Genomic DNA, 22,103 nt, shown 5'->3' with positions numbered 1-22,103 from the left:
AAGCCATGCCGAGAACGGTCAGGGCTTGAAACCTGCCATCATCGCTGCATTTTGGGAACTCGACCCAGTTGTTGTCCGAGTATGGTCCGTTGGCATGATATCCGCTTGGGAATATGAAAGTTTAGATCCCAATCTAAATGAAATATCATTGGGGAACCGTCCATGACAGGACCCTCCCCGATCCTTGAGATGCGCGGCATCACAAAGACATTCCCAGGAGTAAAAGCGCTCACGGACGTGTCCCTCACCGTCTATCCCGGCGAAATCCACGCCTTGATGGGAGAGAACGGCGCCGGGAAGTCGACCCTGATGAAGATCCTCTCTGGGGCTTACCAAGCCGACCCGGGAGGAGAAATCCGCATCAACGGCCGCCCAGTCGTTATCGACGGCCCTCTGACGGCACGGCAGCACGGCATCTCCATCATCTATCAGGAGCTTTCCCTCGCGCCCAACCTTTCGGTGGCCGAGAACATGCTGCTCGGAAGGGAGCACAAGAGCGGTCCGATGGTGGATCGCCGCTCCATGGAGGAGGCCTGCGGTGCCGTTCTCGACCGGCTCAATGTCGACTTCAAGCCGACGACACTCGTCAGCGAACTATCCATGGCCGAGCGTCAGCTCGTGGAGATCGCAAGGGCACTGATCGCGAATTCGCGCATCCTCGTCATGGACGAGCCCACGACTTCCCTCTCCTCCAAAGAAACCGAAGCGTTGTTCGGCCTTGTCCGCCAGCTTCGCGCCGACGGGCTGGCCATCATCTATATCAGCCATCGCATGGCCGAGATCTACGAGCTTGCCGACCGGGTCACCGTGCTGAGGGACGGCTCCTATGTCGGCACTCTCGCGAAGGAGGAGATCTCGGCCGAGAAACTCGTCCAGATGATGGTGGGACGCGACCTGTCCTCCTTCTACAAGAAGGAGCACAATGCTCATGGCAGCCGGGGGCCCGTGATATTCGCGGTTCGCGACGTCGGCGACGGAAAGCGCGTGCATCACTGCTCGTTCGAGCTGCATGAGGGCGAAGTCCTCGGAATCGCCGGGCTGGTCGGAGCAGGCAGAACCGAGCTTGCCCGCCTCATCTACGGGGCAGACCGCCGGACCAGCGGGGAAATCTTCCTCAATGGGCAACCGCTCTCGATCAACAGGCCGGAAGACGCGATCAATGCAGGCGTGGTGTACCTGACGGAGGACCGAAAGCACCTCGGTCTCTTCCTCGATATGACGGTGAGGGAGAACGTCAATCTGAGCGTCCTCGGAAGAGACGCCCGTGCCGGAGGCGTCCTGAACCTGAAGGCCGCCAAGGATCGGGCCATCGAGGCCATTCGGGCGCTGGCGATCCGCGTCAGCAACGATCTCGTGAACGTCGGAAGCCTCTCGGGCGGCAATCAGCAGAAGGTCCTGCTCTCTCGCCTGCTGGAGACGCAGCCCCGCGTCCTTATCCTGGACGAGCCGACCCGTGGCGTCGACATCGGCGCCAAATCCGAGATCTATCGTCTCATCGACGACCTGGCACGCCGTGGTGTCGGCGTCATCGTCATTTCCAGCGAGCTGCCGGAGATCGTGGGCGTGTGCGACCGCGTGCTCGTCATGCGCGAAGGCAGGATCGAGGGAGAGGTCGGAGGAACGGATCATCCGCCGATCACGCAAGAGAACATCGTAGCAATCGCGACAGGTGTGAGGAAAGCAGCTGCATGAGCCCCGCGGACAAGACCAGCACGACAGTTCAAGGGACCGGAGCGGTGAGCGCTGACGCACTCGCGCAGAGCAACCAGCGGCGCATGGCATGGCGCTCGACCCTGCAGGCGCTCGGCATGCTGCCGGTGCTCATCATCCTGGCCATCGTTTTCGAGCTCATGTCCGGCCGCTTCATGAGTTTCCAGAACCTGTCCATCGTCGCCCAGCAGGCGTCGATCAACATCGTCCTTGCCGCCGGAATGACGTTCGTCATCCTCACCGGTGGCATCGACTTGTCCGTGGGTTCGATCCTGGCCGCCGCCGCGATGGTCGCCATTCTCGGCTCGCTCATTCCCGAATGGGGCATGATGGGCATTCCAGCCGCCCTCCTGGCCGGCCTCATCCTCGGCTTCGTGAATGGCGCCCTCATCGCATTCGGCCGCCTGCCCCCGTTCATCGTCACGCTGGGCTCGCTCACGGCGGTGCGCGGTCTCGCGCGCCTTCTGGGCGGCGACACCACCCAGTTCAATCCGCAGCTCCCCTTCGCCTTCATCGGCAACGGCACCCTCTTCGGGCTACCGTGGCTGGTCTGGATCGCATTCGCGGTCGTGCTGATTTCCTGGTTCATCCTCCGACGCACGGTGCTCGGCGTGCATATCTACGCCGTCGGCGGCAATCCGGATGCGGCGCGGCTGACGGGCATCAAGGTCTGGGCGGTCCTGCTGTTCGTCTACTGCTTCTCGGGCCTCGCCGCCGGGCTGGGCGGCGTGATGTCGGCCGCCCGGCTCTATGCCGCCAACGGGCTGCAGCTCGGGCAGTCCTACGAACTGGATGCCATCGCGGCGGTCATTCTGGGAGGCACGAGCTTCGTCGGCGGCATCGGCTCCATATGGGGCACCCTCATCGGCGCGCTCATCATCGCCATTCTGTCGAACGGCCTGATCCTCGTCGGCGTGTCCGACATCTGGCAGTTCATCATCAAAGGGCTCGTGATCATCGGGGCCGTGGCGCTCGACCGCTACCGGCTCAAGGGATCAACGCGCACCTGATCAGGAATACCAGCGCCCGGATCCGGGCGCTCGTATATGCAGCTTCGAAGGCCGGACCCGCTTTCGAAGCGTCATAGGTTACCCAATACCAGGAGGAAGCAATGAAACTTTCAAGACTGACGTCCGGCCTTGCTCTCATGGCCGCACTGGCGAGCCCTGCCTACGCAAAGGACCTCCAGAACGTCGGCATCTCCGTCGGCTCGCTCGGAAACCCCTTCTTCGTCGCGACGATCAAGGGCATCGAGGACAAGGCGAAAGGCATCAATCCCAACGTCAGGGTCACCGCCGTCTCGTCCGACTACGACCTCAACAAGCAGTTCACGCAGATCGACAACTTCATTGCCTCTGGCGTGGATGTCATCATGCTGAACGCGGTCGATCCTGTTGCGATCGAGCCGTCCGTGAAGCGCGCGCAAGCGGCCGGCATCGTCGTGGCGGCCTTCGACGTGGCCGCGGCAGGCGCCGACGTGACCGTCATGACCGACAACGTCAAGGCTGGTGAGCTCTCCTGCCAGTACATCGTCGACCAGCTGAAGGGCAAAGGCGATGTCATCATCGTCAACGGCCCGCAGGTCTCGTCGATCGTCGACCGGGTGAAGGGCTGCAAGTCCGTGTTCGACAAGAACCCCGGTATCAAGGTCCTGTCCGACAACCAGGACGGCAAGGGCTCCCGCGAGGGCGGCTTCGCCGTCGCACAGAGCCTTCTGACCCGCTTCCCGAAGGTCGATGCGATCTTCGCAGTGAACGACCCGACGGCGATCGGCGTCAATCTGGCGGCAAAGCAGCTCAACCGGAGCGAGTTCATCATCACGGGCGTCGACGGCGCACCGGATATCGAGCAGGAGCTGAAGTCCGGCAACTCGCTGATCAAGGCGTCCGCCTCCCAGGATCCTTACACCATGGCGGGTCAGTCGCTTGAACTCGCGGCCGGCATCCTCAACGGCAAGAAGCCCGAAAAGAACGTGATTCTGCTCGAGCCGAAGCTCATCACTTCCGAGAATGTCGGCCAGTACCAGGGCTGGACGGCAGTTCGCTAAAACCACGTGACAGGCGGCGGCCGCAATCGATGGATTGCGGCCGCCGTTTCAAATTGGCCCGGCAATCGGGCATTGGAGGCATTCGATGCTGAGGCAGCTGCGGGAGCAGGTTCTGGAGGCCAATCTGGAAGTGGTCCGCCGCGGGCTTGTTCTTTACACGTTCGGCAATGTCAGCGGCATCAGCCGCGACGAGAACCTCGTCGTCATCAAGCCCAGCGGGGTGCCTTACGAGCGCATGACCCCTGACGACCTCGTCGTGACGGACCTCGACGGGAAGGTCGTGTGGGGCGAACTTCGCCCCTCCTCCGACCTCGCGACCCATCTTCACCTCTACAAGTCCTTCACCGAAATAGGCGGGGTCGTGCACACCCATTCGGAATTCGCGACCGCCTGGGCTCAGGCGCGCCGTCCGATTCCTCCCATGGGAACCACGCACGCCGACTATTTCTACGGACCCGTGCCGGTCACACGGGAGCTGACGGCCGAGGAAATCGACCGCGACTACGTGCGTGCGACAGGGGTCGCCATCGTCGAATGCTTCGGCAATCGCGATCCCATGGAAGCTCCGGCGGCCCTGGTGGCCGATCACGGCCCCTTCGCCTGGGGAAGGACCCCGGACGACGCCGTTCACAACGCGGTCGTGCTCGAGGCGGTCGCGCGCATGGCGACCTACACGCTCTCGCTCCATCCCGACAAATCCGGCGTGCCTCAGGCCCTTCTTGACAGGCACTACTTCAGGAAGCATGGCCAAACGGCGACCTATGGACAGTCCGGGTCATAGAACTTGGCTCCCTGAGCCACTCCTTGAGCAGTCTCACGAGGTCTTCAGATGGCCATTGTAGCGGGCGCCGATTTCGGCACTCTCAGCGTACGCGTCACCCTGGTCGACGACCGCAAGGGGCCCCTCGGGCTCGCGACGGCGGAATACCCTCTCCACAGGCGGCGGGACGACCCGGACTATGCGACGCAGTCCCACGCGGATCACATGAACGCCTTGGCGCAGGCCGTGCGGGGCGCCCTGGCCTCCGCGGGCGTACGAGGCGAGGATGTGGCCGCGCTTGCCATCGACACGACGGGATCGAGCGTCGTCATGGTCGGCGAAGGGCTCGAACCGCTGGACGATTACTATCTCTGGTGCGACCACCGGGCCAAGGCGGAAGCAGAGGAGATCACCGCACTGGCGCACCGAGAGGGCCTCGAGGCCATCCAATGGTGCGGCGGGGTCTATTCGCACGAATGGGGCTTCGCCAAGCTGCTCCACTGGCTGCGGCACAACCCTGAAAAGCGCGACCGGCTGGTCACGGCTCTCGAGCATTGCGACATGGCCGCAGCGACACTGACCGGCGTGACCGATCCGCGCGAGGTCAAGCGCAGCGTCTGCGCCATGGGCCACAAATGGATGTGGAATCCTCGTTGGGGAGGACTGCCCTCACAGGACTTCCTGTCGAAGGTCGATCCCCTGTTCGATGGCATCCGCGACAAGCTCTCCGGCGATTACCAGACGTCCGACGTCGTCGCGGGCCATCTGTCCCCCGCCTGGGCCGAGCGCCTCGGCCTTTCGGCCGGCATTCCCATTCCGGTCGGGGCGTTCGATGCGCACTGGGATGCCATCGGGGCCGGATGCCGCGTGGGCGACGTCGTCAACGTGGTCGGCACATCCACCTGCATCATTGCGATGGCCCCTGAGACGGGCCTCATCCCCGGCGTCTGCGGAGTGGTCCCCGGAAGCGTCGACCCGAACTTGGTCGGCATCGAGGCGGGCCTTTCCGCGACGGGCGACATTTTCGAGGCCATCGCCCGCCGCGCCAATACGAACATCAAAGAGCTCTCGAAGGGGCTGGAGCAGTACCGCGCCGGCCAGACCGGCCTCATGCGCCTGACCTGGGACAACGGCGACCGGACGGTTCTCGTCAAGGCGGATCTCGGCGGCATCACGCTGGGATGGAACCTGCTGCACACGGCCCAGGACGAGCTTTTCGCGGCCATCGAGGGAACGGCGTTCCACACCCGGATCATCCTCGAACGTCTCGCGGAAGGAGGCGTCCCCGTCGAGCGCGTCATCAATGCGGGCGGCATCCCGCAGCACAACCATGTGCTGAACCAAGTCTATGCAAACGTGCTTGGGAGGCCGGTTCTGGTGCCCGCAGGAATTCCGACCGGTCTCGGCTCCAGCATTTTCGCAAGCCTCGCCGCCGGGTCTTATCCGGACCTGAACCAGGCTCAGGAGGCGATCTGCCTTCCCTTCCGCACTTTCGAGCCGGACCCTGCCACCCGGGATACGTATGAGCAGCTCTTCGCCATCTACAGGAAGCTGTATTTCGGTTTCGGCGGCGCCAGCGGCCCCGTTTCGCTCGATCACGTGCTGCGCGATCTCAAACGGATCGCAGCAATGCCCTCCCAGCCCGTTCCTGCCGATCCGGTTCCCGCTTAATTGCGAAGGCTTCGCATGATATCGGTCCTGCCCAACATCTTCATGCCTGGAGGCCTCCCATGATCCTGGTCTGCGGCGAAGCCCTGATCGACCTTTTCATCGGAGCGACCTCGCCGGAAGGACTGCCGGCCGAGGCCGTGGCGGGGGGCTCGCCCTTCAACGTCGCCATCGGCATCGGCCGCTTGGGCTGCCCCGTCGGCTTCCTTTCGACGCTCTCGGAAGACGCTTTCGGCTCCTTTCTCGCGAGCCGTCTGGACGAAGCCGGCGTCAGCTCCGATTTTCTGCACCGCAGCCCCAAGCACACAACCCTGAGCGTGATCGCGACCAATGCGGCCGGAGCGCCCCAATATTCCTTCTATGCAGAGAACTGCGCCGACCGGGCGCTCACGGCAGACGCTCTGCCTTCAACGCTCCCGGCGACGGTCAACGCTATCGCGGCAGGGTCCTACTCCCTCGGCGTGGAGCCCGTTTCCACCGCCATAGAGACCCTTATCCGGCGCGAGGCCGGGTCGCGGGTCATCTCGCTCGACCCCAATGTCCGGCCACGGGTGGTCGGGGACCTCTCAGCATTCCGGCAGCGTTTCGAGAGGCTTCTGGCCGATGCCACCATCATCAAGGCCAGCGACGAGGACGTGGAACTCCTCTACCCCGGCAAGGCGCCCGTGGCCGTCGCCCGGGAGTGGCTTGAGCAAGGCCCGAAGCTCGTCGTCATCACCCGCGGTGCGGAAGGCCCCATGGCCGTGTTCGACGGATCCGTTCTGGAGCGTCCGGCGCCGCAGATCCAGGTCGTGGACACGGTCGGGGCCGGCGATACGTTCCATGCCGCTCTTCTCGCCTGGCTCGATGCCCAGTCCCTGCTGACGCCGGAGCAGGTTGCCCGCCTCGACGGCGCCCAGGTCGAGGCAGCTCTCGATTTCGCGGCTGCGGCGGCCGCAATCGTCTGCACCCGCCGGGGCGCAAACCCACCGACTTGGGACGAGGTGGAAAGCTTCATGAAGGCGCGATAGCAGCTCGCCCATTCCTGGAACCGCAAGCCAGTTTCGAAAGATCCGGAGTTCGACATGCAAGCCAACCAGCCCAATCTTCCTCCCACCGGCTCGAGCTGGCGGACACGGCCGTTTCATCGGCAATGGCTGGCCGACCAAGCGAACAACCTGTTCGACTTCTTCCAGCACCGGCTCATCAATCCAGCGGGCGGCTTCTTCGATCTGGACGAAACCGGACAGCGGACGGACGACGGCAATCCCGTCCGCCAGATTCACAACACGACCCGTATGGTGCACTGCTTCGCCATCGGTACATTGCTGGGCCGTCCGGGATGCGATGCCATCGTCGACCACGGAATGGAGTTCCTTTGGAACGGCCATCGCGACACCAGGCACGGCGGCTATGTCTGGTCTCTCGACGACAACGGTCCGAAAGACGACACGAAGCAGGCCTATGGCCATGCCTTCGTCCTCCTGGCGGCATCCAGCGCGAAGGTCGTCGGACATCCGCTCGCCGATCGGGTTCTGGAAGACATCACCCAGGTTCTCGAACAGCGTTTCTGGGAAGACCAGCACGGTGCCGTGGCCGAGGAGTTTGCCCGGGACTGGTCGCCCGTTAGCCAGTATCGCGGGCAGAATTCCAACATGCACCTGACGGAAGCCCTCATGGCCGCCTTCGAGGCGACGGGCGACCGATCCTATCTGGAGAAGGCTGAGCGCATCGCATCGCTCATCATCGGCCGCCACGCCGCCGCGCTCGACCACCGGGTCGCCGAGCATTTCACATCCGACTGGGCGCTCGACAAGGACTACCGCGGCTACGACGTGTTCCGTCCCTATGGCCTTACGCCCGGTCACTGGCTGGAATGGGCGCGGCTGCTGCTCCAGCTCTGGGCCCTCGGCGACAAGCGCCACGCCTGGCTCCCCGAGGCCTCGCGCGCGCTGTTCAGGCAATCGGTCGAACTCGGATGGGACAAGGAGAAGGGAGGCTTCTTCTATACCCTCGACTGGGACAACAAGCCTGTTCTGCGCCAGAAGCTCTGGTGGCCATGTTCCGAGGCAATCGGCGCTGCGTCCTTCCTGACCGAGCATAGCCCCAGCGAGTTTCACGAGGCCTGGTATCGTTATCTCTGGGGCTTCGCGGATCGCCACCTGATCGATCACCGTCATGGAGGCTGGTATCCCGAGCTTTCGGAAGACCTGCAGCCGGCCACGACCCTCTTCACGGGCAAGCCGGATCTCTATCACGCCCTTCAGGCCTGTCTGATCCCGCTCTTTCCCTCGACGGGCAGTCTGACCCGGGTCATCCAGCAGGAAAGCGAGACCCCTTAGCCCTGCGCGCGGGCCTTCTCGAGTTCATGTCTCAGAGGCATCCCCGCCTGCGCACCAGCGGTGAGGCAAGCATGGGATGCTGCGAGGCACGCCCTTTGCATGGCCTCGCCGACCTCCAGTCCCTCCGCGAGACCGTTGGCAAGCACGCCCACGAAGGTGTCGCCTGCGCCCGTCGTATCGACGGGCGTAATCGGCCGCGTGGCGGCATGAATTTGTGTACCGTCGGGATTGACGGCAACCGCGCCCCTCGCTCCTGCCGTGGCGATGCAGACGGGGCCATAGGATCGCGCCAGAACGCCGGCCGCCTTCAGATACTCTCCCGCCACTGCCTCGCCCAGCGCTTCCGCCACGGAAATGGCTTCGTGCTCGTTGACCACCAGCACGTCCGTGGCGGCGAGGAGTTCAACCAGATGGGCATGGTCTTCGATGGCTGGGACAGGCGCGAAATTCCACACGACGACGGCTCCGCTCCGGCGCGCCCGCCTTGCCACTTCGAGGCTTTCAGCAACAGGCACCTCCATCTGCAGGACGAGGACCGACGCCCGGGCAAGAAGCTGTTCCGGCATATCGGTCGCACGAACGGCCATGTTCGCGCCACTGGCGACCGTGATGGCGTTCTCGCCGCTCTCGTCGACGGTAATGAAGGCGCACCCTGTCGGCTCGTCGAGGATCCTGACGGCTTCGACATCGACTCCATTGTCACGAAGATTGTCGAGGCAAGCGCTCCCGAACGGATCGGCTCCCACGGCGCCTGCCATGGCGACCGCCGCCGGTCCACCGCGTCCGATCCGTGCCGCAGCAACGGCCTGATTGGCTCCCTTGCCGCCGTAAAAACTGTCGGCGCGACGCGACAGGACCGTCTCCCCAGGACGCGCGATGGTTCGTACCCTCGCGACAAGATCCATGTTGATGGACCCGAATACCACGATCATGTCGCCTACCCCTTTGCCACCTGAACCTCAGCACCGCTTCTTTGCGGCACAGTGGGTCCAAGCGGCAAGAGGTTCAAGTCGGCCGGCGCGCATCAACCCATGTGCGGGGGCCCCGCCCACCACGTCACGGTTCCGGCGAGACCGGCTGCGGACTACCGGAACCAGCCGAAATAGAGCGCCCACAGGCTGGGCGACCGGATCCCGCGGACACGGCGTGCAGCCTCCTCGGACCTCATGGATTCGCCCCCGTGACACGAGCAGAGGACGATGTGAGCGTCGTGTTCGGAAATCTGGAAGAAATCGACAGCGTCGCCGAACCTGTCGCTTCCCAAGCCGTCGGACCGAAGCACCGGGTCGTTGAAGGCAATGGTCAGGGCCGAATCGTCGGCCCGCAAGGCACGGCGTTCCGCTTTCGGCTTCCATTCGATCTCGTCGAGCGTTCTCAGCAGGCGATCCGGCTCGCGCTCCAGGAGTTCGGCCCAACGGTCCAGGCGCTCTCGCCTCGACAGCACTCGAACGGGTTTCTTCAGATCCGCGACGCTACTGAGCTCAGACAGGGGCCTGTGTTCCATGCTTGTCTCCTTGTCGGAAAAGCGTTCTCGGGACCCGCCAGCCTGTAAGCTCAACAATGTGTCAGATGAAAAGTTCGCGAGTTCTGCGGCCGGCTTGAGCTGATTTTTTAGGCATCCTGTTCCTCGCCAAGAGGCCGACGCGAGGCGCACCGTTCACCGAAGATCCGGGCGACGACAGCCGTACACCCGCTCGGCTCTTCAGCAATATTTGTCGCTTCGCCGAACAGGCAGCCTCGTGGCGCATTCTTGTAATGTGGATTCTGATCCGGAACGGGAGGTGTTTGATGAGCGTGAAGAAAGAAGAGGACGACCTGGTCGATGCCGGCTCGGAATATTCCTTTCCCGCAAGCGATCCGCCCTCGTACATGGCAGGAGCGGCCGTGGCAGGCGCTCCACCGCATGGGGACCTGCCGTCGCGCGAGGCCGCCAGCCATGGAATTACGAACACGGATGAGGTGAAACCGGCAGAGGACGCTCCGCAGGGAACCGATCCCGCGCGGACCGGAAAGGCTCCGCCACAGCCGGGCGTTGGGAGCAATCAGTAACGCAACGGGCTGGAGATGGCACGGATTTGCACAGAACAACAGGATAGACACGGAACAAACGTAGCCAATCGCGGAGATCTACCCTGTAGTTCCACAATTGCGTCTGTTGTTTGTCGATCTCGAAACTTGGCAATTATTGGGTGGCGAGATAAATTGCTGAAGCCACCCGCATTCTGAGCTGAAACGTCTTCATCTCATCATAGGTTAATGCATCCCTCCTCCTCTCGTGGCTCCCTGTAAGTCTTGAGATCGACGTGGAGGTGATGCGTGCCGGTTGAGGCCTCTCTGGAGCAGCAGATGCTTGCTGCTATTCCGCACCTACGCGCTTTCGCCGTCTCCCTCACGGGAGATCTCGATCGCGCGGACGACCTTGTTCAGGGAGCCTTGCTGACAGGGATCGACAAGATCCACACCTTCCAGATCGGCACAAACATCCAGGCGTGGCTGTTCACGATCCTGCGCAACAGGTTCCGCACGGAGTATCGCAAGCGCAAGCGTGAGGTGGAGGACCCGGATGGCGTCTGGGCTCAGCTGGCCGCCGTGGCACCCTCTCAGGAGTCGCATCTCGACTTCTGCGACCTGCAACGTGCGTTAGCCGAGCTTCCGCTCAACCAGCGCGAGGCCCTCCTCCTCGTATCGGCCGAAGGCATGTCGTACGAGGAGGCGGCACAGATTTGCGGCACCAATATCGGCACCATCAAAAGCAGGGTCAATCGCGCCCGCAGCACCCTCGCCAAACTGCTGAGGGTCGGTCGCGAGGAGCTCGGGCCCGATCGCTCGATGAAGGCTGCCGTGCCCGTGCATCTCTCGCTGTAGCCGGTTCGGGATTCAGCTATCACCGTGACAGGGGCGTCAGGGCCGCATCCTTCTGACGAGATCCGCGACAACGGTCGGATCGGCAACCGTCGAGGTGTCGCCGTGGTTCTCGAAATCACCGGCGGCGATGCGCGTGAGGATCCGGCGCAGAATCTTGCCCGAACGGTTCTTGGGAAGCTGGGGCGCCCATTCGATACGGTCGGGCGTAGCGATGGGGCCGATCCTGGTGCGCACCAGTTGCACGAGCTCCCCCCGAAGTTCTTCCGTCTCCTGCGCATCATCCTTCAAGGTGACGAAGGCAAAAATGCCCTGGCCCTTGATTTTATGGGGGAATCCGACCACGGCCGCCTCTGCGACCGACGCATGGGAGGCAAGGGCCGCCTCGACCTCCACCGTTCCGAGCCGGTGACCCGAGACGTTGATGACGTCGTCCAGCCGACCCGTGATCCAATAATAGCCATCCACGTCCCGGCGTGCGCCGTCGCCTGTGAAATAGAATCCCGGGAACGTGCTGAAGTAGGTGTTCAGGAAGCGCTCGCGGTCTCCCAGGATCGTCCTTGCCTGTCCTGGCCATGAATCGGCAAAACACAGATTGCCCGTCCCCTCACCCTCGACCACGCTCCCGTCGCCCGCGAGCAGCGCCGGACGAACGCCGAAGAACGGCTTTGCGGCGGAGCCCGGCTTCAGGGCCATCGCACCGGGCATCGGGCAAAGGAGAACCGCCCCTGTCTCGGTCTGCCAATAGGTATCGACGATGGGGCAGCGCCCGCCACCGACGACCTCGTGATACCAGAGCCACGCTTCCGGATTGATCGGCTCGCCTACGGAGCCCAGGACACGCAGCGACGAAAGATCGTGCTTCCGCACCGGTGCCTCGCCCTCCCTCATCAGAGAACGGACCGCCGTCGGAGCCGTATAGAAGATGTTGACCTTGTACTCCTCGACGATCTGCCACCACCGGGACGCATCAGGCCAGCTCGGCACGCCCTCGAACAGCACGATCGTGGCTCCGTTCGCAAGGGGGCCGTAGATCAGGTAGGTGTGGGCTGTCACCCAGCCGACATCCGCCGTGCAGAAATGGATGTCGCCGGGCCGATAGTCGAACATCGCCCTGAAGCTCGCAGCAGCGTGCACGAGATAGCCGCCGGTCGTGTGGAGCATGCCCTTCGGCTTACCGGTCGAGCCCGATGTGTAGAGCACGAAGAGCGGATCCTCGGCTCCGACCTCGACCGGCGCGCAGTCCGGCGAAGCTGCGGCGAGAGCCTCGTCGTACCAGCGGTCGCGACCTGCCGTCATGGGAACGGCCGCGCCGCTTCTCCGCACCACGAGCACATGCTCGACGAAGGGCAGGCCTTGGAGAGCGGCGTCTGCGTTCCCCTTCAACGGAACGCGCCGCCCCGCCCTCATTCCTTCGTCGGCGGTGATGAGAACACGCGAGCGGCAATCCTCGATCCGACCTGCCAGGGCCTCTGCCGAGAAGCCGCTGAAGACGACCGAGTGAACGGCGCCGATGCGGGCGCAGGCCAGCATTGCGGCAATCGCCTCGGGAATGACCGGCAGGTAGACGCTGACGAAGTCGCCCTTGCGAACGCCCAGTTCCTTCAGAACGTTGGCAAGGCGGGAGACCTCCCGCTGCAGCTCTCTCCACGTGACCTGCCGACGGTCGCCAGGAGTATCGCCCTCCCAGAGAATCGCAGGCTGGTCCCCCTGCCGCGCCACGTGCCTGTCGAGGCAGTTGAAAGAGGCATTGAGACTGCCGTCGCCAAACCATTCGATGGTCACGTCGTCCGGCGAGAAGCGCGTGTTCTTCACCCGGGAGAAGGGGTGGCTCCAATCCAGGATCTGTGCCTGCTCGCGCCAGAAGGCCTCCGGATCGTCGAGGGAACGGCGATAGGATTCCTCATAAACCGGAGCGCTCACGTGTGCTGCCGCTTCCAAAGCGGAGGGAACAGGAAAGATGCGCTGAGTCATCGCTATGCCAACCTATGTGAATATGCCTTTCGGAGACGAGGGCTAGGGTCAGGACGAACAGGATTGGTTCGGGCAGGCACTGCCCGTTACGGATCGGCCCTATCCGAGATCCGACACAGATGCCGCGACACGTGCTTTATGTCAATCGTTTCGTTCTTTACAAAGAACAAGGACAGTCGATCCTGCCTTGAAGGCCGTCCGCATTTTTCCGGCTTGACCTTACCACCATGGGAACCTCTAAACCCTTTGGGACCCTGATGAAGAAGGATCCTCACCATGCATCGCTTTCACGTGCCCGGCATGAAGTGCGGCGGCTGCTTGGGCGCCGTCACCCGCGCCATCCGGAGCATCGACCCCGCGGCTCACATCGAAGGCAACCTCGACACCCGCGAGATCGACGTTTCGTCAGAGGCCACGGAATCCGCTCTCCTGACCACTCTCAGTCAGGCAGGTTACCCCGCTGAGCCGGTACAACCTAACGCCCAGTAGAGCCACACCGCTCATATCCCCCCTTTCCCGTTACCCTGACGAAGGAGAATTTCAATGAAAGTGCCCGTTCTCGCCCTGGGACTCGCAATGGCCGTCCTGCCGAACTTCGCATCGGCGCAGGGTGCCCATCATGGTGGTCATTCCGGCCATGCCACGCCCCCGGCGGCTGCGCAGACCACCGAGGCGCCCGCAACGAAGGCCTTCCGTGATGCGAACGCCAAAATGCACCGAGGCATGGATATCCCGTTCACGGGAGATGCGGAGGTCGACTTCGTCCGCAGCATGATTCCCCACCACCAGGGCGCCATCGAAATGGCGAAGATTGCTCTCGATCATGCCAAGGATGAGCAAGTCCGCAGATGGGCAACCGACGTCATCCGCGAGCAGGAGCGCGAGATTGCCGAGATGCAGGCCTGGTTGAAGAAAAGAGGCGCCATGTAGCCTTAGCGGGTGCGTGGCAGATCCGTCCGCACATAACGCGTGCTCTGGCGGCGACGGGAAGCGCTCCCCTGCCGCTCAAGCTTTCTCGATTTCATGGTGCCGGGCAATGGCTTCGGCACCCTGCGTGCTTCTGAGAAGGTACAGGGCCGCGCCCTCGTCAACCAGAGGCAGGACGCGGACGATCTCGTAGATTCCACCGGTCAGCTTCCTGAAGCGCACGAACTGCCCCACGGAAAAGACGGACTGCACAGGAGCCTCCATCGCTGCTCATGAGATGGAGAAGTTTATGCTGCATTGCACAATTAGCAAGTTCGCCCGATGCTGATTTAGCAGGCAGGCCCATCCGCCCTTTCTGTCGCTCATTAAGAATCTGAAGAGATTACTCTTTCCGAAGGGAGGCCGAAATCGAAGCCGCTTTTTCAGTCATTGCTGCAGGTTCCCTGCGACCCGCGCATAGGTCATATTCGTTGACCCATATTCCGCAGCGCAGCGAAAGCTCGCACACTCATCATCAAGAACAAAATCGGGAATGCTCGGGATTACCGCCAACGACGATCAAGGGGTGCCCCATGCCTGTGTCGGGTGTCGCAGTGAACCGCTCGTAGGCGGCACGGCCAAACGGCTCACTCGACCTGATGCTGCTGGATGCGCCCTGCCACCCGAGAAGACAGGCTTTCCATGTTGATCACGCTCGCTCTCAACCGCTTCCGCAAATGGCTTATCTACCGGGAGACGGTTCGCGAACTCGACCGTCTGGACGACCGCGACCTCACCGACCTCGGGATCGGCCGCGCCGACATCAGAGCCGTCGCCAGACAGGCGGCGCAATAACACCGGCGGTCGCATTCGCAAGCCTTCAACCCGACTGCCCTGTCGGGAGCCGAGGAGGCACGCCAACCACTGCCCTAGAGCCGAGCAACCAGATCGACGAGTTCGCCCAGGTGGCCGAGACGCCGGAAGCGTGGCTCTCCGACGGGCTCTTCGTCATGCTCCAGAGCCCAGGTGAGATCGTGGGGAACATATACGCCCCAACTCCCGGCCCGTATCGCCGGAACCACATCGGATTTGAGAGAATTGCCGACCATCATGCTGCACCCTGGACCGTCGCCGTAGCGGGAGAAGATCCGCTCGTAAGTCGCAGCATTCTTGTCGCTGACGATTTCCACTGCATCGAACAGGTCGCCCAGGCCGGACTGGGCGAGCTTGCGCTCCTGATCGAAGAGATCGCCCTTGGTGATGAGGATCAGCCGATATTGACCCGAGAGCTGCTCCAGGGTTTCTCTGACATAAGGGAGGGTTTCGATGGGGTGGCTGAGCATTTCGCGGCCAGCCGCGAGAATCTGCTGGATGACCAGTGAAGACACCTTGCCGTCCGTCACCTCGATGGCCGTCTCGATCATCGAAAGCGTGAATCCCTTGATGCCGAAGCCGTAGATGCGCAGGTTCCGCCTCTCGGCATCGAGCAGCCGCCGGGAGATATCCTGCGCCTCTCCATGCTCCGCGAGCAGAGATGTGAAGCGCTCCTCGGTAAGCCGATAGAAGGTCTCGTTCTGCCAGAGGGTATCGTCGGCATCGAACCCGATGGCGGTGAGGGAAGACATCAGGCGCTCGCTTCGTAGGTTCCTTGCCGCCGCAACTCTAGTCTCGTCGCGGGCGCCATTTCAACGCCCCCTCCCTGCCCTAGATGCGCAGGCGCGAACGTTTTCGGATTCGAGGTCGATGAGTCGGATATCATGGGAGCAGGACAGCGTGGCGGGGGTGCCGCTTCAGCGGCACGTCGGGTTCGTCGGCACCGTCGAGGTCGGATCCGTTCAATACGACGGCAGCAACCGGTTCTGGATCTGGTCGAGCCCGCTCCAGGAGGATGCCTGGGGCTACGGCCCAACGGAGGGCGCCGCCAAGAGAGCCATGGAGCTGTGGCTGGCGTCCTGGCTCGAGAACTTCCGGGCCTTCTTCGAGCCGGCACCCGACCCGCCCGCGGGCCGCTGACCACATGCAATTGCTTTAAGGTTGAAATATCTTCGCTCGAATTTCATAATGCTCTCAGGGCGAAGACCTGGCAGCCGATAAGAAGGAGATGATGGCATGTCGACAGAAACGAACGACATACACACCGACTTCTCCGAAGGCATGAGCTACGGCGACTACCTCAGATTAGACGTCCTGCTCTCGGCCCAAAGCCCTATTTCCGACGAGCACGACGAACTCCTCTTCATCGTCATCCATCAGGTGAAGGAACTGTGGCTGAAGCTCCTGAACCGGGAACTGGACACGGCACTCGCCCATATACGCGCGGACGAGCTTCAGCCCTCCTTCAAGTGCTTCGCGCGCATCAACCGCATTCAGGAGCAGTTGATCCAGGCCTGGACGGTTCTGTCGACCATGACGCCCTCGGACTATCTCAGGTTCAGGCCGTCTCTGGGACGCTCCTCCGGTTTCCAGTCATGGCAGTACCGCCTCGTGGAGTTCAAGCTCGGCGCGAAGGATGCCATGAAGATCGCCCCCCATCGGCATCGTGGCGAAATCGCGGATCTGCTGGAGGGGGTCTACCATGCCCCGAGCCTGTACGACGAGGTGTTGCGCCTGCTTGCAAGGCGCGGATATGCCATTCCGGCCGAAATCCTCACCCGCGACGTGACGCGGCCTTACGAAGCCCATCCGGCCGTCGAGGCCGTGTGGGAGGAGATCTACCGGCATTCGGACGAGCGCTTCGACCTCTACGAGCTCGCCGAGGAACTCGTCGACCTCGAGGACGCATTCCAGCAATGGCGTTTCCGGCACATGAAAACAGTCGAACGCATCATCGGCATGCGGCAGGGCACCGGCGGCAGCGCCGGGGTCGCGTACCTGCGCAGGGCTCTCGAACAATCCTTTTTCCCCGAACTCTGGTCGGTCCGGACGAAGCTCTAACGAAACAGGTTCCATGCTCGATCTGCGCGCTCACTTCTCCCGGTTCCTGAACACAGAACCCGGTCGTCTCCATTTCGCGGCTCACAGCCACCATCCATGGCCCGACGTGACCCGGGACGCCCATCTCCAGGCGTGGGACGACGCGGCACGCCTGATGGACGACAAGTGGGAACATGTCCTCGGGCCGGTGCTGGAGGAATTCAGGTCGCATGTGGCGCGAAATCTCAGCCTGCCGGATTCGACAACCCTTGCGGTGGCACCCAACACCCATGAATTCCTGAAACGCATCCTTTCATGCTTCCCGGCCGGGCGGAGCATCAGGATTCTGACGTCCGACAGTGAATTCCACTCGTTCAGCCGGCAGATCGCGCGGCTCGAAGAAGACGGCGATGTTCTTGTGACCCGCGTTCCGGTCGAGCCCCTTGCCAGCTTTGAGGACCGGTTCGAGCAAGCGGCGGCAGCAGGGCACGACCTCGTCTTCGTCAGCCAGGTCTTCTTTAGTTCCGGCTTTGTCGCCGACATCGAACGGATCGCAGAGATTGCTGGCGATGCCATGCTCGTCATCGACGGCTATCACGGGTTCATGGCCCGCCCGACGGATCTGAGCGGGTTGGCCAACCGGGCCTTCTATGTCGCGGGCGGGTACAAATACGCCATGGCGGGCGAAGGCGCATGCTTCATGCACTGCCCTCCCGGATGGGGAGCACGGCCAAGCGACACCGGCTGGTTTGCCGCCTTCGGCGACCTGTCAAAGGCGCAGGGCGGCCAGGTTGCCTATAGCGAGGACGGCTGGCGCTTCATGGGAGCCACGTTCGACCCGTCCGGCCTCTATCGCTTCAATGCCGTGATGCGGTGGCTCGTCGGCGCAAGCATGACGGCAGAAGCAATCCACGACCATGTCACGGCCTTGCAGCAGGACCTCGTGCGGCAGGCGGCCCATTGCGCCGGCTTCGACCCGTCATCGCTCGTGGTGCCTGTCCGGGAGTCGAGGCGCGGGAACTTTCTCACATTCGAGAGGCCGGATGCTCAGGCCGTCTATGACCGCCTGAAAGCCCAACGGGTCGTCACCGATGTCAGGGGAAACCGGCTCAGGCTAGGATTTGGGATCTATCAGACGCCGGAAGACGTGACTGAACTGGTTCGGCGCATCCACCAGGCAGACGCATTCCGGAAGAGCTCCATCGGAGCCCCCGTCTCGGCCTGAGCTGGATCCGTCGCGCCGGGCGTGTCAGGCGGGGAACTCTTGCAGGAGAGCGACCTGCCCCTAAACGGCGCTTCGACGGCCTCTCAACCGCCTTCGCTCCCAGCCATAAGGCCCGGTCCGGATGACGGTTCGCGCCGGCCTCAACTCGGCTGAGGGAACGCGGTCACCCTCCACGATGAGAAACCCGGCTTCACCCGACGCCGGGCGGAGATGGCGCGGTTCCGAGCCCCTGGCGCCGACGGAGTTCGACTGGACGAGAACGGGATAGGATTGAGCCGGGGCGGACTGAGGCGCCGGGAGAGCAAGTGGCTGTTCATCCGCCTCGTCGGCACCGAAGGATACGCCCACGAAATCACCCTGCCGCCAGCGCATACGCGCCCGGTGAACCCGGATGTCGTGCGCGCAGATGAAAAGGTCGAATTGCTCGGGCAGGGCCACGTGCTGCTTGATGGCGATCTTTGCGCCGCCGGTCGAGAGATCCCGCACTTCGCAATGAAGCATGACCTCGGTGCCGATGACGATCTTCGCCTGCTGAAGCACCCGCATCCGCCTCGTGCGCCGGAGATTCAGCCTGCCAACGCCTGGAATTCTGGAACCGACCGGCTTCATCCGACAACCCGACGAAAACGTTAACGCGGGTTAATCTTTGATCACACCTTCCCCGCTCCCTCAAGCGGCCGGGAAACGATATCCCACGATATTAAGTATAATGCACGGTCGTGGCCGCACCGTGCATCATCTGGATCAAGCCGCCGCGTGGGTCGTCGTCCGTCCCTCGTGCACCGCATGGCATGCGACGCCGCCCAGCAGCGGCGGCGCCTGCTCGATGCACCGCTCGTTGGCCAAGGGGCACCGCGGATTGAAGGTGCAGCCGGATGGCGGACTGATGGGATTGGGGATTTCGCCGCTCACGGGAATGCGCTGACGGCCGGTCATGCCCACGTCCGGCACCGCGTCCAGAAGCATCCGCGTATAGGGGTGCTTCGGATGGGTGAAGAGCTCGCGCCCCTCCGAGATCTCGACGATGCGGCCGAGATACATCACGCCGATCCTGCTCGCCATGTGGCGGACGACGGCGAGGTTGTGGCTGATGAACAGGTAGGTCAGCCCGAGGCGGTCCTGCAGATCGCGCATGAGGTTGAGAATCTGCGCCTGAACCGACACGTCGAGGGCGGAGGTCGGCTCGTCGCAGACGATGAACTCGGCATCGGATGCAAGCGCCCGCGCGATGGCGACGCGCTGCCTCTGGCCGCCGGAGAACTCGTGCGGATACTTCTTGCCGTCGGCGGGATGGAGCCCCACGAAGGACAGAAGCTCGCCGACCCGTGCGTTGATGTCCTTCTCGTCCTCGATCAGGCGGAAGGCCCGGATCGGCTCGGCGACGATCCTGTCGACCGACCACCTCGGATTGAGGCTGGCATAGGGATCCTGAAAGATCATCTGGATCCGGCGCCGGAGACGCTGGCGCTCACTGGACGCGGCCTGGCTCGACATGGAGATGCCGTCGATCATGACCTCGCCGCTCGTCGGCGGCAGCAGGCCCACGACCATGCGGGCAACCGTGGACTTGCCGGAGCCGGACTCGCCCACCAGGGCGAATGTCTCACCCTTGGCGATGTTGAACGAAACGCCGTCGACAGCTTTCAGGTACTGCTTCTCGCCGCCCTCCAGGACCCGGTTGAGCCATGGCTTCGACACGTCGAAAACGCGACGCAGGTCTTTGACTTCGACATAGGGACGCTCAGTCACGCAACAGCCTCCGACCGGACGGGAGATTGATCGTAGAGATGGCAGGCCACCCGGTGCTCGCTGTGCTGGATCGGGTCCGGACGCTCGACCCTGCAGCGGTCGAACACGTTGGGGCAGCGCGGATTGAAGGGGCAGCCGGGAGGAATGGCCGAGAGGCGCGGCATGGAGCCCGGGATCTGCACGAGACGCTCCGAGGAGTCGTTCTCGAGAGACGGAATGGCCCCCATGAGCCCCTTGGCGTATGGATGGAGCGGATTCTGCACCACGTCGCGCACGGGCCCGATCTCGGCGATCCGCCCCGCATACATGACGGCGACCCGGTCCGCCGTCTCGGCGATGACGCCCATATCGTGGGTCACCAGCATGATCGCGGTTCCATGCTCCCGCCCAAGACGCTTCAGGAGCGAAATGATCTGAGCCTGCACGGAGACGTCGAGCGCCGTGGTCGGCTCGTCGGCGATGATGAGCTCCGGCTCGGCGCAGAGGGCAAGGGCGATGACGACGCGCTGACGCATGCCGCCCGAGAATTCGTGGGGATAGCTGTCGATCCGCTTGTCCGGCGCCGGAATGCCGACCTCGGCCAGCAGGTCGATGGCGCGCTTGCGGGCCGCCGAGGCCGAGAGATTGGTGTGGGTGCGGATGGTCTCGATCAGCTGCTCGCTGACCCGGTAGAGCGGATTGAGGCTCGTCAGCGGGTCCTGGAAGATCATGCCGATGCGCTTGCCGCGCACCCGGCGCATCTCCTCCGGCGGAAGGTTGTCGATCCGCATGCCCGAGAGATGGATTTCGCCCCCGGCGATCCTACCTGGCGGGTCGATGAGGCCGATGACGGCGGAACCCGTGACCGATTTGCCCGCGCCGGATTCACCCACGACGCCGAGCACTTCGCCCTTGGCGATATCGAAGGAGATCCCGTCGATCGCCTTGAGGATTCCGCGCCGGGTGACGAACTCGACGCGCAGGTCGCGGACGGAGAGAACCGGGTGCAGTACTGACATGGCTTTCTCCCTCACCTCAGCCGTGGATTGAGTGCGTCGCGCAGCCAATCACCCAATAGATTGATCGAGAGGACGAGAAGCGCCAGAGCGATACCCGGGAACGCGACGATCCACCACTCCCCCGAGAACAGGTAGTTGTTGCCGATGCGGATCAGGGTGCCGAGGGACGGCATGGTTTCGGGCATGCCGGTGCCCAGGAACGACAGGGTCGCCTCGGTGATGATGGCCAGTGCGAGGTTGATGGTGGCGATCACGAGGACCGGACCCAGCACGTTGGGCAGAACGTGCCGGAACATGATGACCGGAGCCGGCAGGCCGATGAGCCTCGCGGCCGCGATGTAGTCCTTGTTCTTCTCCACCATCACCGAGCCGCGCACGGTGCGGGCATACTGCACCCAGAAGCTCAGGCCGATGGAGAAGACCAGAACCGAGAGCGTCGTCCCCGCATCGAGCTGCCCGCCCAGCACCGACTTCACGACCCCGTCCACCAGGAGGGCGATCAGAATGGCCGGGAATGTGAGCTGCACGTCGGCGATGCGCATGATGACGGCATCGACGGTTCCGCCGACATAACCGGCGATGAGACCGAGCGCGATCCCGAGGGTGGCCGAGAAGGCGACACCGAGAATGCCGACCGCAAGGGAGATGCGAAGACCGTAGAGAATGGCCGAGAAGATGTCGCGCCCCTGCTCGTCGCTCCCCAGGAGGAACGGCGCCATACCCTCCGCATTCCAGATGGGAGGCAGGCGGCTGTTCAGGAGGTCGAGCTGAGCCGGATCGAAGGGATCCTGCGGCGCAAGGACCCCTGCGAGAACGGCCGCCGCCATGAAGAGCACCGTCAGGAACGCCGCCGCGATCGTCAGCTTGGAGCGTTTGAAACTCGCCCAGACATCGCTGTCCAGGAACCGGCCGACCCAGGAGGCCGGCTCCGATGGTGTCGTGGGCGCCGTTTGGATTGCTTCCGCCAAAG

At 63.3% G+C, this 22,103-nt stretch carries 24 protein-coding genes; 15 read left to right on the top strand and 9 right to left on the bottom strand.

Going from position 1 to position 22,103, the window contains the following annotated elements; all coding sequences use genetic code 11:
• Window positions 1-162 precede the first annotated feature (162 nt).
• The 7 genes from LGR44_RS11690 (at window position 163) to LGR44_RS11660 (ending at window position 8,506) form a co-directional block, all read left to right on the top strand.
• A complete protein-coding gene (locus LGR44_RS11690; RefSeq protein ID WP_226740606.1) occupies window positions 163-1,692 on the top strand; it encodes a sugar ABC transporter ATP-binding protein in 1,530 nt (509 codons plus the stop codon).
• A gap of 83 nt (window positions 1,693-1,775) precedes the next feature.
• Window positions 1,776-2,720 (top strand): ABC transporter permease subunit, encoded by a 945-nt coding sequence (locus LGR44_RS11685; RefSeq protein WP_226741077.1) that lies wholly within the window; start codon window positions 1,776-1,778, stop codon window positions 2,718-2,720.
• Between the two features lie 101 nt (window positions 2,721-2,821).
• Complete coding sequence (locus LGR44_RS11680) at window positions 2,822-3,757, top strand: ABC transporter substrate-binding protein (protein ID WP_226740604.1); 936 nt, start codon at window positions 2,822-2,824, stop codon at window positions 3,755-3,757.
• An 85-nt stretch (window positions 3,758-3,842) separates the two neighbouring features.
• The gene (locus LGR44_RS11675) at window positions 3,843-4,538 is read left to right on the top strand and encodes an L-ribulose-5-phosphate 4-epimerase (protein ID WP_226740602.1); all 696 of its coding nucleotides are present in this window, start codon (window positions 3,843-3,845) and stop codon (window positions 4,536-4,538) included.
• 48 nt (window positions 4,539-4,586) lie between these two features.
• Window positions 4,587-6,188, top strand: coding sequence for a ribulokinase (locus tag LGR44_RS11670; protein WP_226740600.1), 1,602 nt, complete (start codon window positions 4,587-4,589; stop codon window positions 6,186-6,188).
• A 59-nt stretch (window positions 6,189-6,247) separates the two neighbouring features.
• Entirely contained in the window at window positions 6,248-7,195 is a 948-nt protein-coding gene (locus LGR44_RS11665; RefSeq protein WP_226740598.1) for a carbohydrate kinase family protein, read from the top strand.
• Window positions 7,196-7,249: 54 nt separating this feature from the next.
• Window positions 7,250-8,506, top strand: a complete 1,257-nt coding sequence (locus LGR44_RS11660; RefSeq protein WP_226740595.1) for an AGE family epimerase/isomerase — start codon at window positions 7,250-7,252, stop codon at window positions 8,504-8,506.
• Here LGR44_RS11660 and LGR44_RS11655 read toward each other — a convergent pair.
• On the bottom strand, window positions 8,503-9,438 hold the full coding sequence (locus tag LGR44_RS11655) for a ribokinase (protein WP_226740593.1): 936 nt from the start codon (window positions 9,436-9,438) through the stop codon (window positions 8,503-8,505). The two genes, LGR44_RS11660 and LGR44_RS11655, sit on opposite strands and share 4 nt — an antisense overlap.
• Before the next feature lie 152 nt (window positions 9,439-9,590).
• Window positions 9,591-10,010, bottom strand: a complete 420-nt coding sequence (locus LGR44_RS11650; RefSeq protein ID WP_226740591.1) for a hypothetical protein — start codon at window positions 10,008-10,010, stop codon at window positions 9,591-9,593.
• Window positions 10,011-10,294: 284 nt separating this feature from the next.
• Between LGR44_RS11650 and LGR44_RS11645 the strand changes: the two genes are divergently transcribed.
• Window positions 10,295-10,555: a hypothetical protein gene (locus LGR44_RS11645; protein ID WP_226740589.1), complete on the top strand. Its 261-nt coding sequence runs from the start codon at window positions 10,295-10,297 to the stop codon at window positions 10,553-10,555.
• A 267-nt stretch (window positions 10,556-10,822) separates the two neighbouring features.
• Window positions 10,823-11,371, top strand: coding sequence for a sigma-70 family RNA polymerase sigma factor (locus LGR44_RS11640; RefSeq protein ID WP_226740588.1), 549 nt, complete (start codon window positions 10,823-10,825; stop codon window positions 11,369-11,371).
• A 36-nt stretch (window positions 11,372-11,407) separates the two neighbouring features.
• Here LGR44_RS11640 and acs read toward each other — a convergent pair whose 3' ends face one another.
• Window positions 11,408-13,342, bottom strand: a complete 1,935-nt coding sequence (acs, locus tag LGR44_RS11635; RefSeq protein WP_226740586.1) for an acetate--CoA ligase — start codon at window positions 13,340-13,342, stop codon at window positions 11,408-11,410.
• Between the two features lie 276 nt (window positions 13,343-13,618).
• Here acs and LGR44_RS11630 point away from each other — a divergent pair, with 276 nt between their 5' ends.
• Together LGR44_RS11630 and copM are read left to right on the top strand one after the other, a co-directional pair.
• Complete coding sequence (locus tag LGR44_RS11630) at window positions 13,619-13,831, top strand: heavy-metal-associated domain-containing protein (RefSeq protein ID WP_226740584.1); 213 nt, start codon at window positions 13,619-13,621, stop codon at window positions 13,829-13,831.
• 87 nt (window positions 13,832-13,918) lie between these two features.
• Complete coding sequence (copM, locus tag LGR44_RS11625) at window positions 13,919-14,272, top strand: CopM family metallochaperone (protein ID WP_226740582.1); 354 nt, start codon at window positions 13,919-13,921, stop codon at window positions 14,270-14,272.
• 75 nt (window positions 14,273-14,347) lie between these two features.
• On the opposite strand, the gene LGR44_RS11620 is transcribed toward copM, so the two are convergent.
• On the bottom strand, window positions 14,348-14,521 hold the full coding sequence (locus tag LGR44_RS11620; protein ID WP_226740580.1) for a hypothetical protein: 174 nt from the start codon (window positions 14,519-14,521) through the stop codon (window positions 14,348-14,350).
• Between the two features lie 429 nt (window positions 14,522-14,950).
• Between LGR44_RS11620 and LGR44_RS11615 the strand changes: the two genes are divergently transcribed.
• Window positions 14,951-15,103, top strand: coding sequence for a DUF1127 domain-containing protein (locus LGR44_RS11615; RefSeq protein ID WP_226740578.1), 153 nt, complete (start codon window positions 14,951-14,953; stop codon window positions 15,101-15,103).
• A 74-nt stretch (window positions 15,104-15,177) separates the two neighbouring features.
• On the opposite strand, the gene LGR44_RS11610 is transcribed toward LGR44_RS11615, so the two are convergent.
• Window positions 15,178-15,873: an HAD family hydrolase gene (locus LGR44_RS11610; protein WP_226740576.1), complete on the bottom strand. Its 696-nt coding sequence runs from the start codon at window positions 15,871-15,873 to the stop codon at window positions 15,178-15,180.
• Between the two features lie 118 nt (window positions 15,874-15,991).
• On the opposite strand from LGR44_RS11610, the gene LGR44_RS11605 reads away from it, so the two are divergent.
• The 3 genes from LGR44_RS11605 (at window position 15,992) to LGR44_RS11595 (ending at window position 18,386) form a co-directional block, all read left to right on the top strand.
• On the top strand, window positions 15,992-16,261 hold the full coding sequence (locus LGR44_RS11605; RefSeq protein ID WP_226740574.1) for a hypothetical protein: 270 nt from the start codon (window positions 15,992-15,994) through the stop codon (window positions 16,259-16,261).
• 96 nt (window positions 16,262-16,357) lie between these two features.
• Window positions 16,358-17,182 carry a tryptophan 2,3-dioxygenase gene (gene kynA, locus LGR44_RS11600; RefSeq protein WP_226740571.1) on the top strand — a complete coding sequence of 275 codons (825 nt, stop codon included), beginning with the start codon at window positions 16,358-16,360 and terminating at the stop codon, window positions 17,180-17,182.
• Window positions 17,183-17,195: 13 nt separating this feature from the next.
• Window positions 17,196-18,386, top strand: a complete 1,191-nt coding sequence (locus LGR44_RS11595) for an aminotransferase class V-fold PLP-dependent enzyme (RefSeq protein WP_226740569.1) — start codon at window positions 17,196-17,198, stop codon at window positions 18,384-18,386.
• A 60-nt stretch (window positions 18,387-18,446) separates the two neighbouring features.
• On the opposite strand, the gene LGR44_RS11590 is transcribed toward LGR44_RS11595, so the two are convergent.
• The 4 genes from LGR44_RS11590 to LGR44_RS11575 all read right to left on the bottom strand — a co-directional run bounded on the left by LGR44_RS11590 (window position 18,447) and on the right by LGR44_RS11575 (window position 22,101).
• A complete protein-coding gene (locus LGR44_RS11590; protein ID WP_226740567.1) occupies window positions 18,447-18,995 on the bottom strand; it encodes a PilZ domain-containing protein in 549 nt (182 codons plus the stop codon).
• 135 nt (window positions 18,996-19,130) lie between these two features.
• On the bottom strand, window positions 19,131-20,135 hold the full coding sequence (locus LGR44_RS11585; protein WP_226740565.1) for an ABC transporter ATP-binding protein: 1,005 nt from the start codon (window positions 20,133-20,135) through the stop codon (window positions 19,131-19,133).
• Window positions 20,132-21,133 carry an ABC transporter ATP-binding protein gene (locus LGR44_RS11580; RefSeq protein WP_226740564.1) on the bottom strand — a complete coding sequence of 334 codons (1,002 nt, stop codon included), beginning with the start codon at window positions 21,131-21,133 and terminating at the stop codon, window positions 20,132-20,134. The genes LGR44_RS11585 and LGR44_RS11580 overlap by 4 nt, the downstream gene beginning before the upstream one ends.
• A gap of 11 nt (window positions 21,134-21,144) precedes the next feature.
• Window positions 21,145-22,101, bottom strand: a complete 957-nt coding sequence (locus tag LGR44_RS11575; protein ID WP_226740562.1) for an ABC transporter permease — start codon at window positions 22,099-22,101, stop codon at window positions 21,145-21,147.
• Between the last annotated feature and the right edge of the window lie 2 nt (window positions 22,102-22,103).

Origin of the sequence: Microvirga lenta (assembly GCF_020532555.1) — a bacterium.
Lineage (GTDB): Bacteria > Pseudomonadota > Alphaproteobacteria > Rhizobiales > Beijerinckiaceae > Microvirga > Microvirga lenta.
This window is presented reverse-complemented; position numbering and strand designations above follow the sequence as displayed.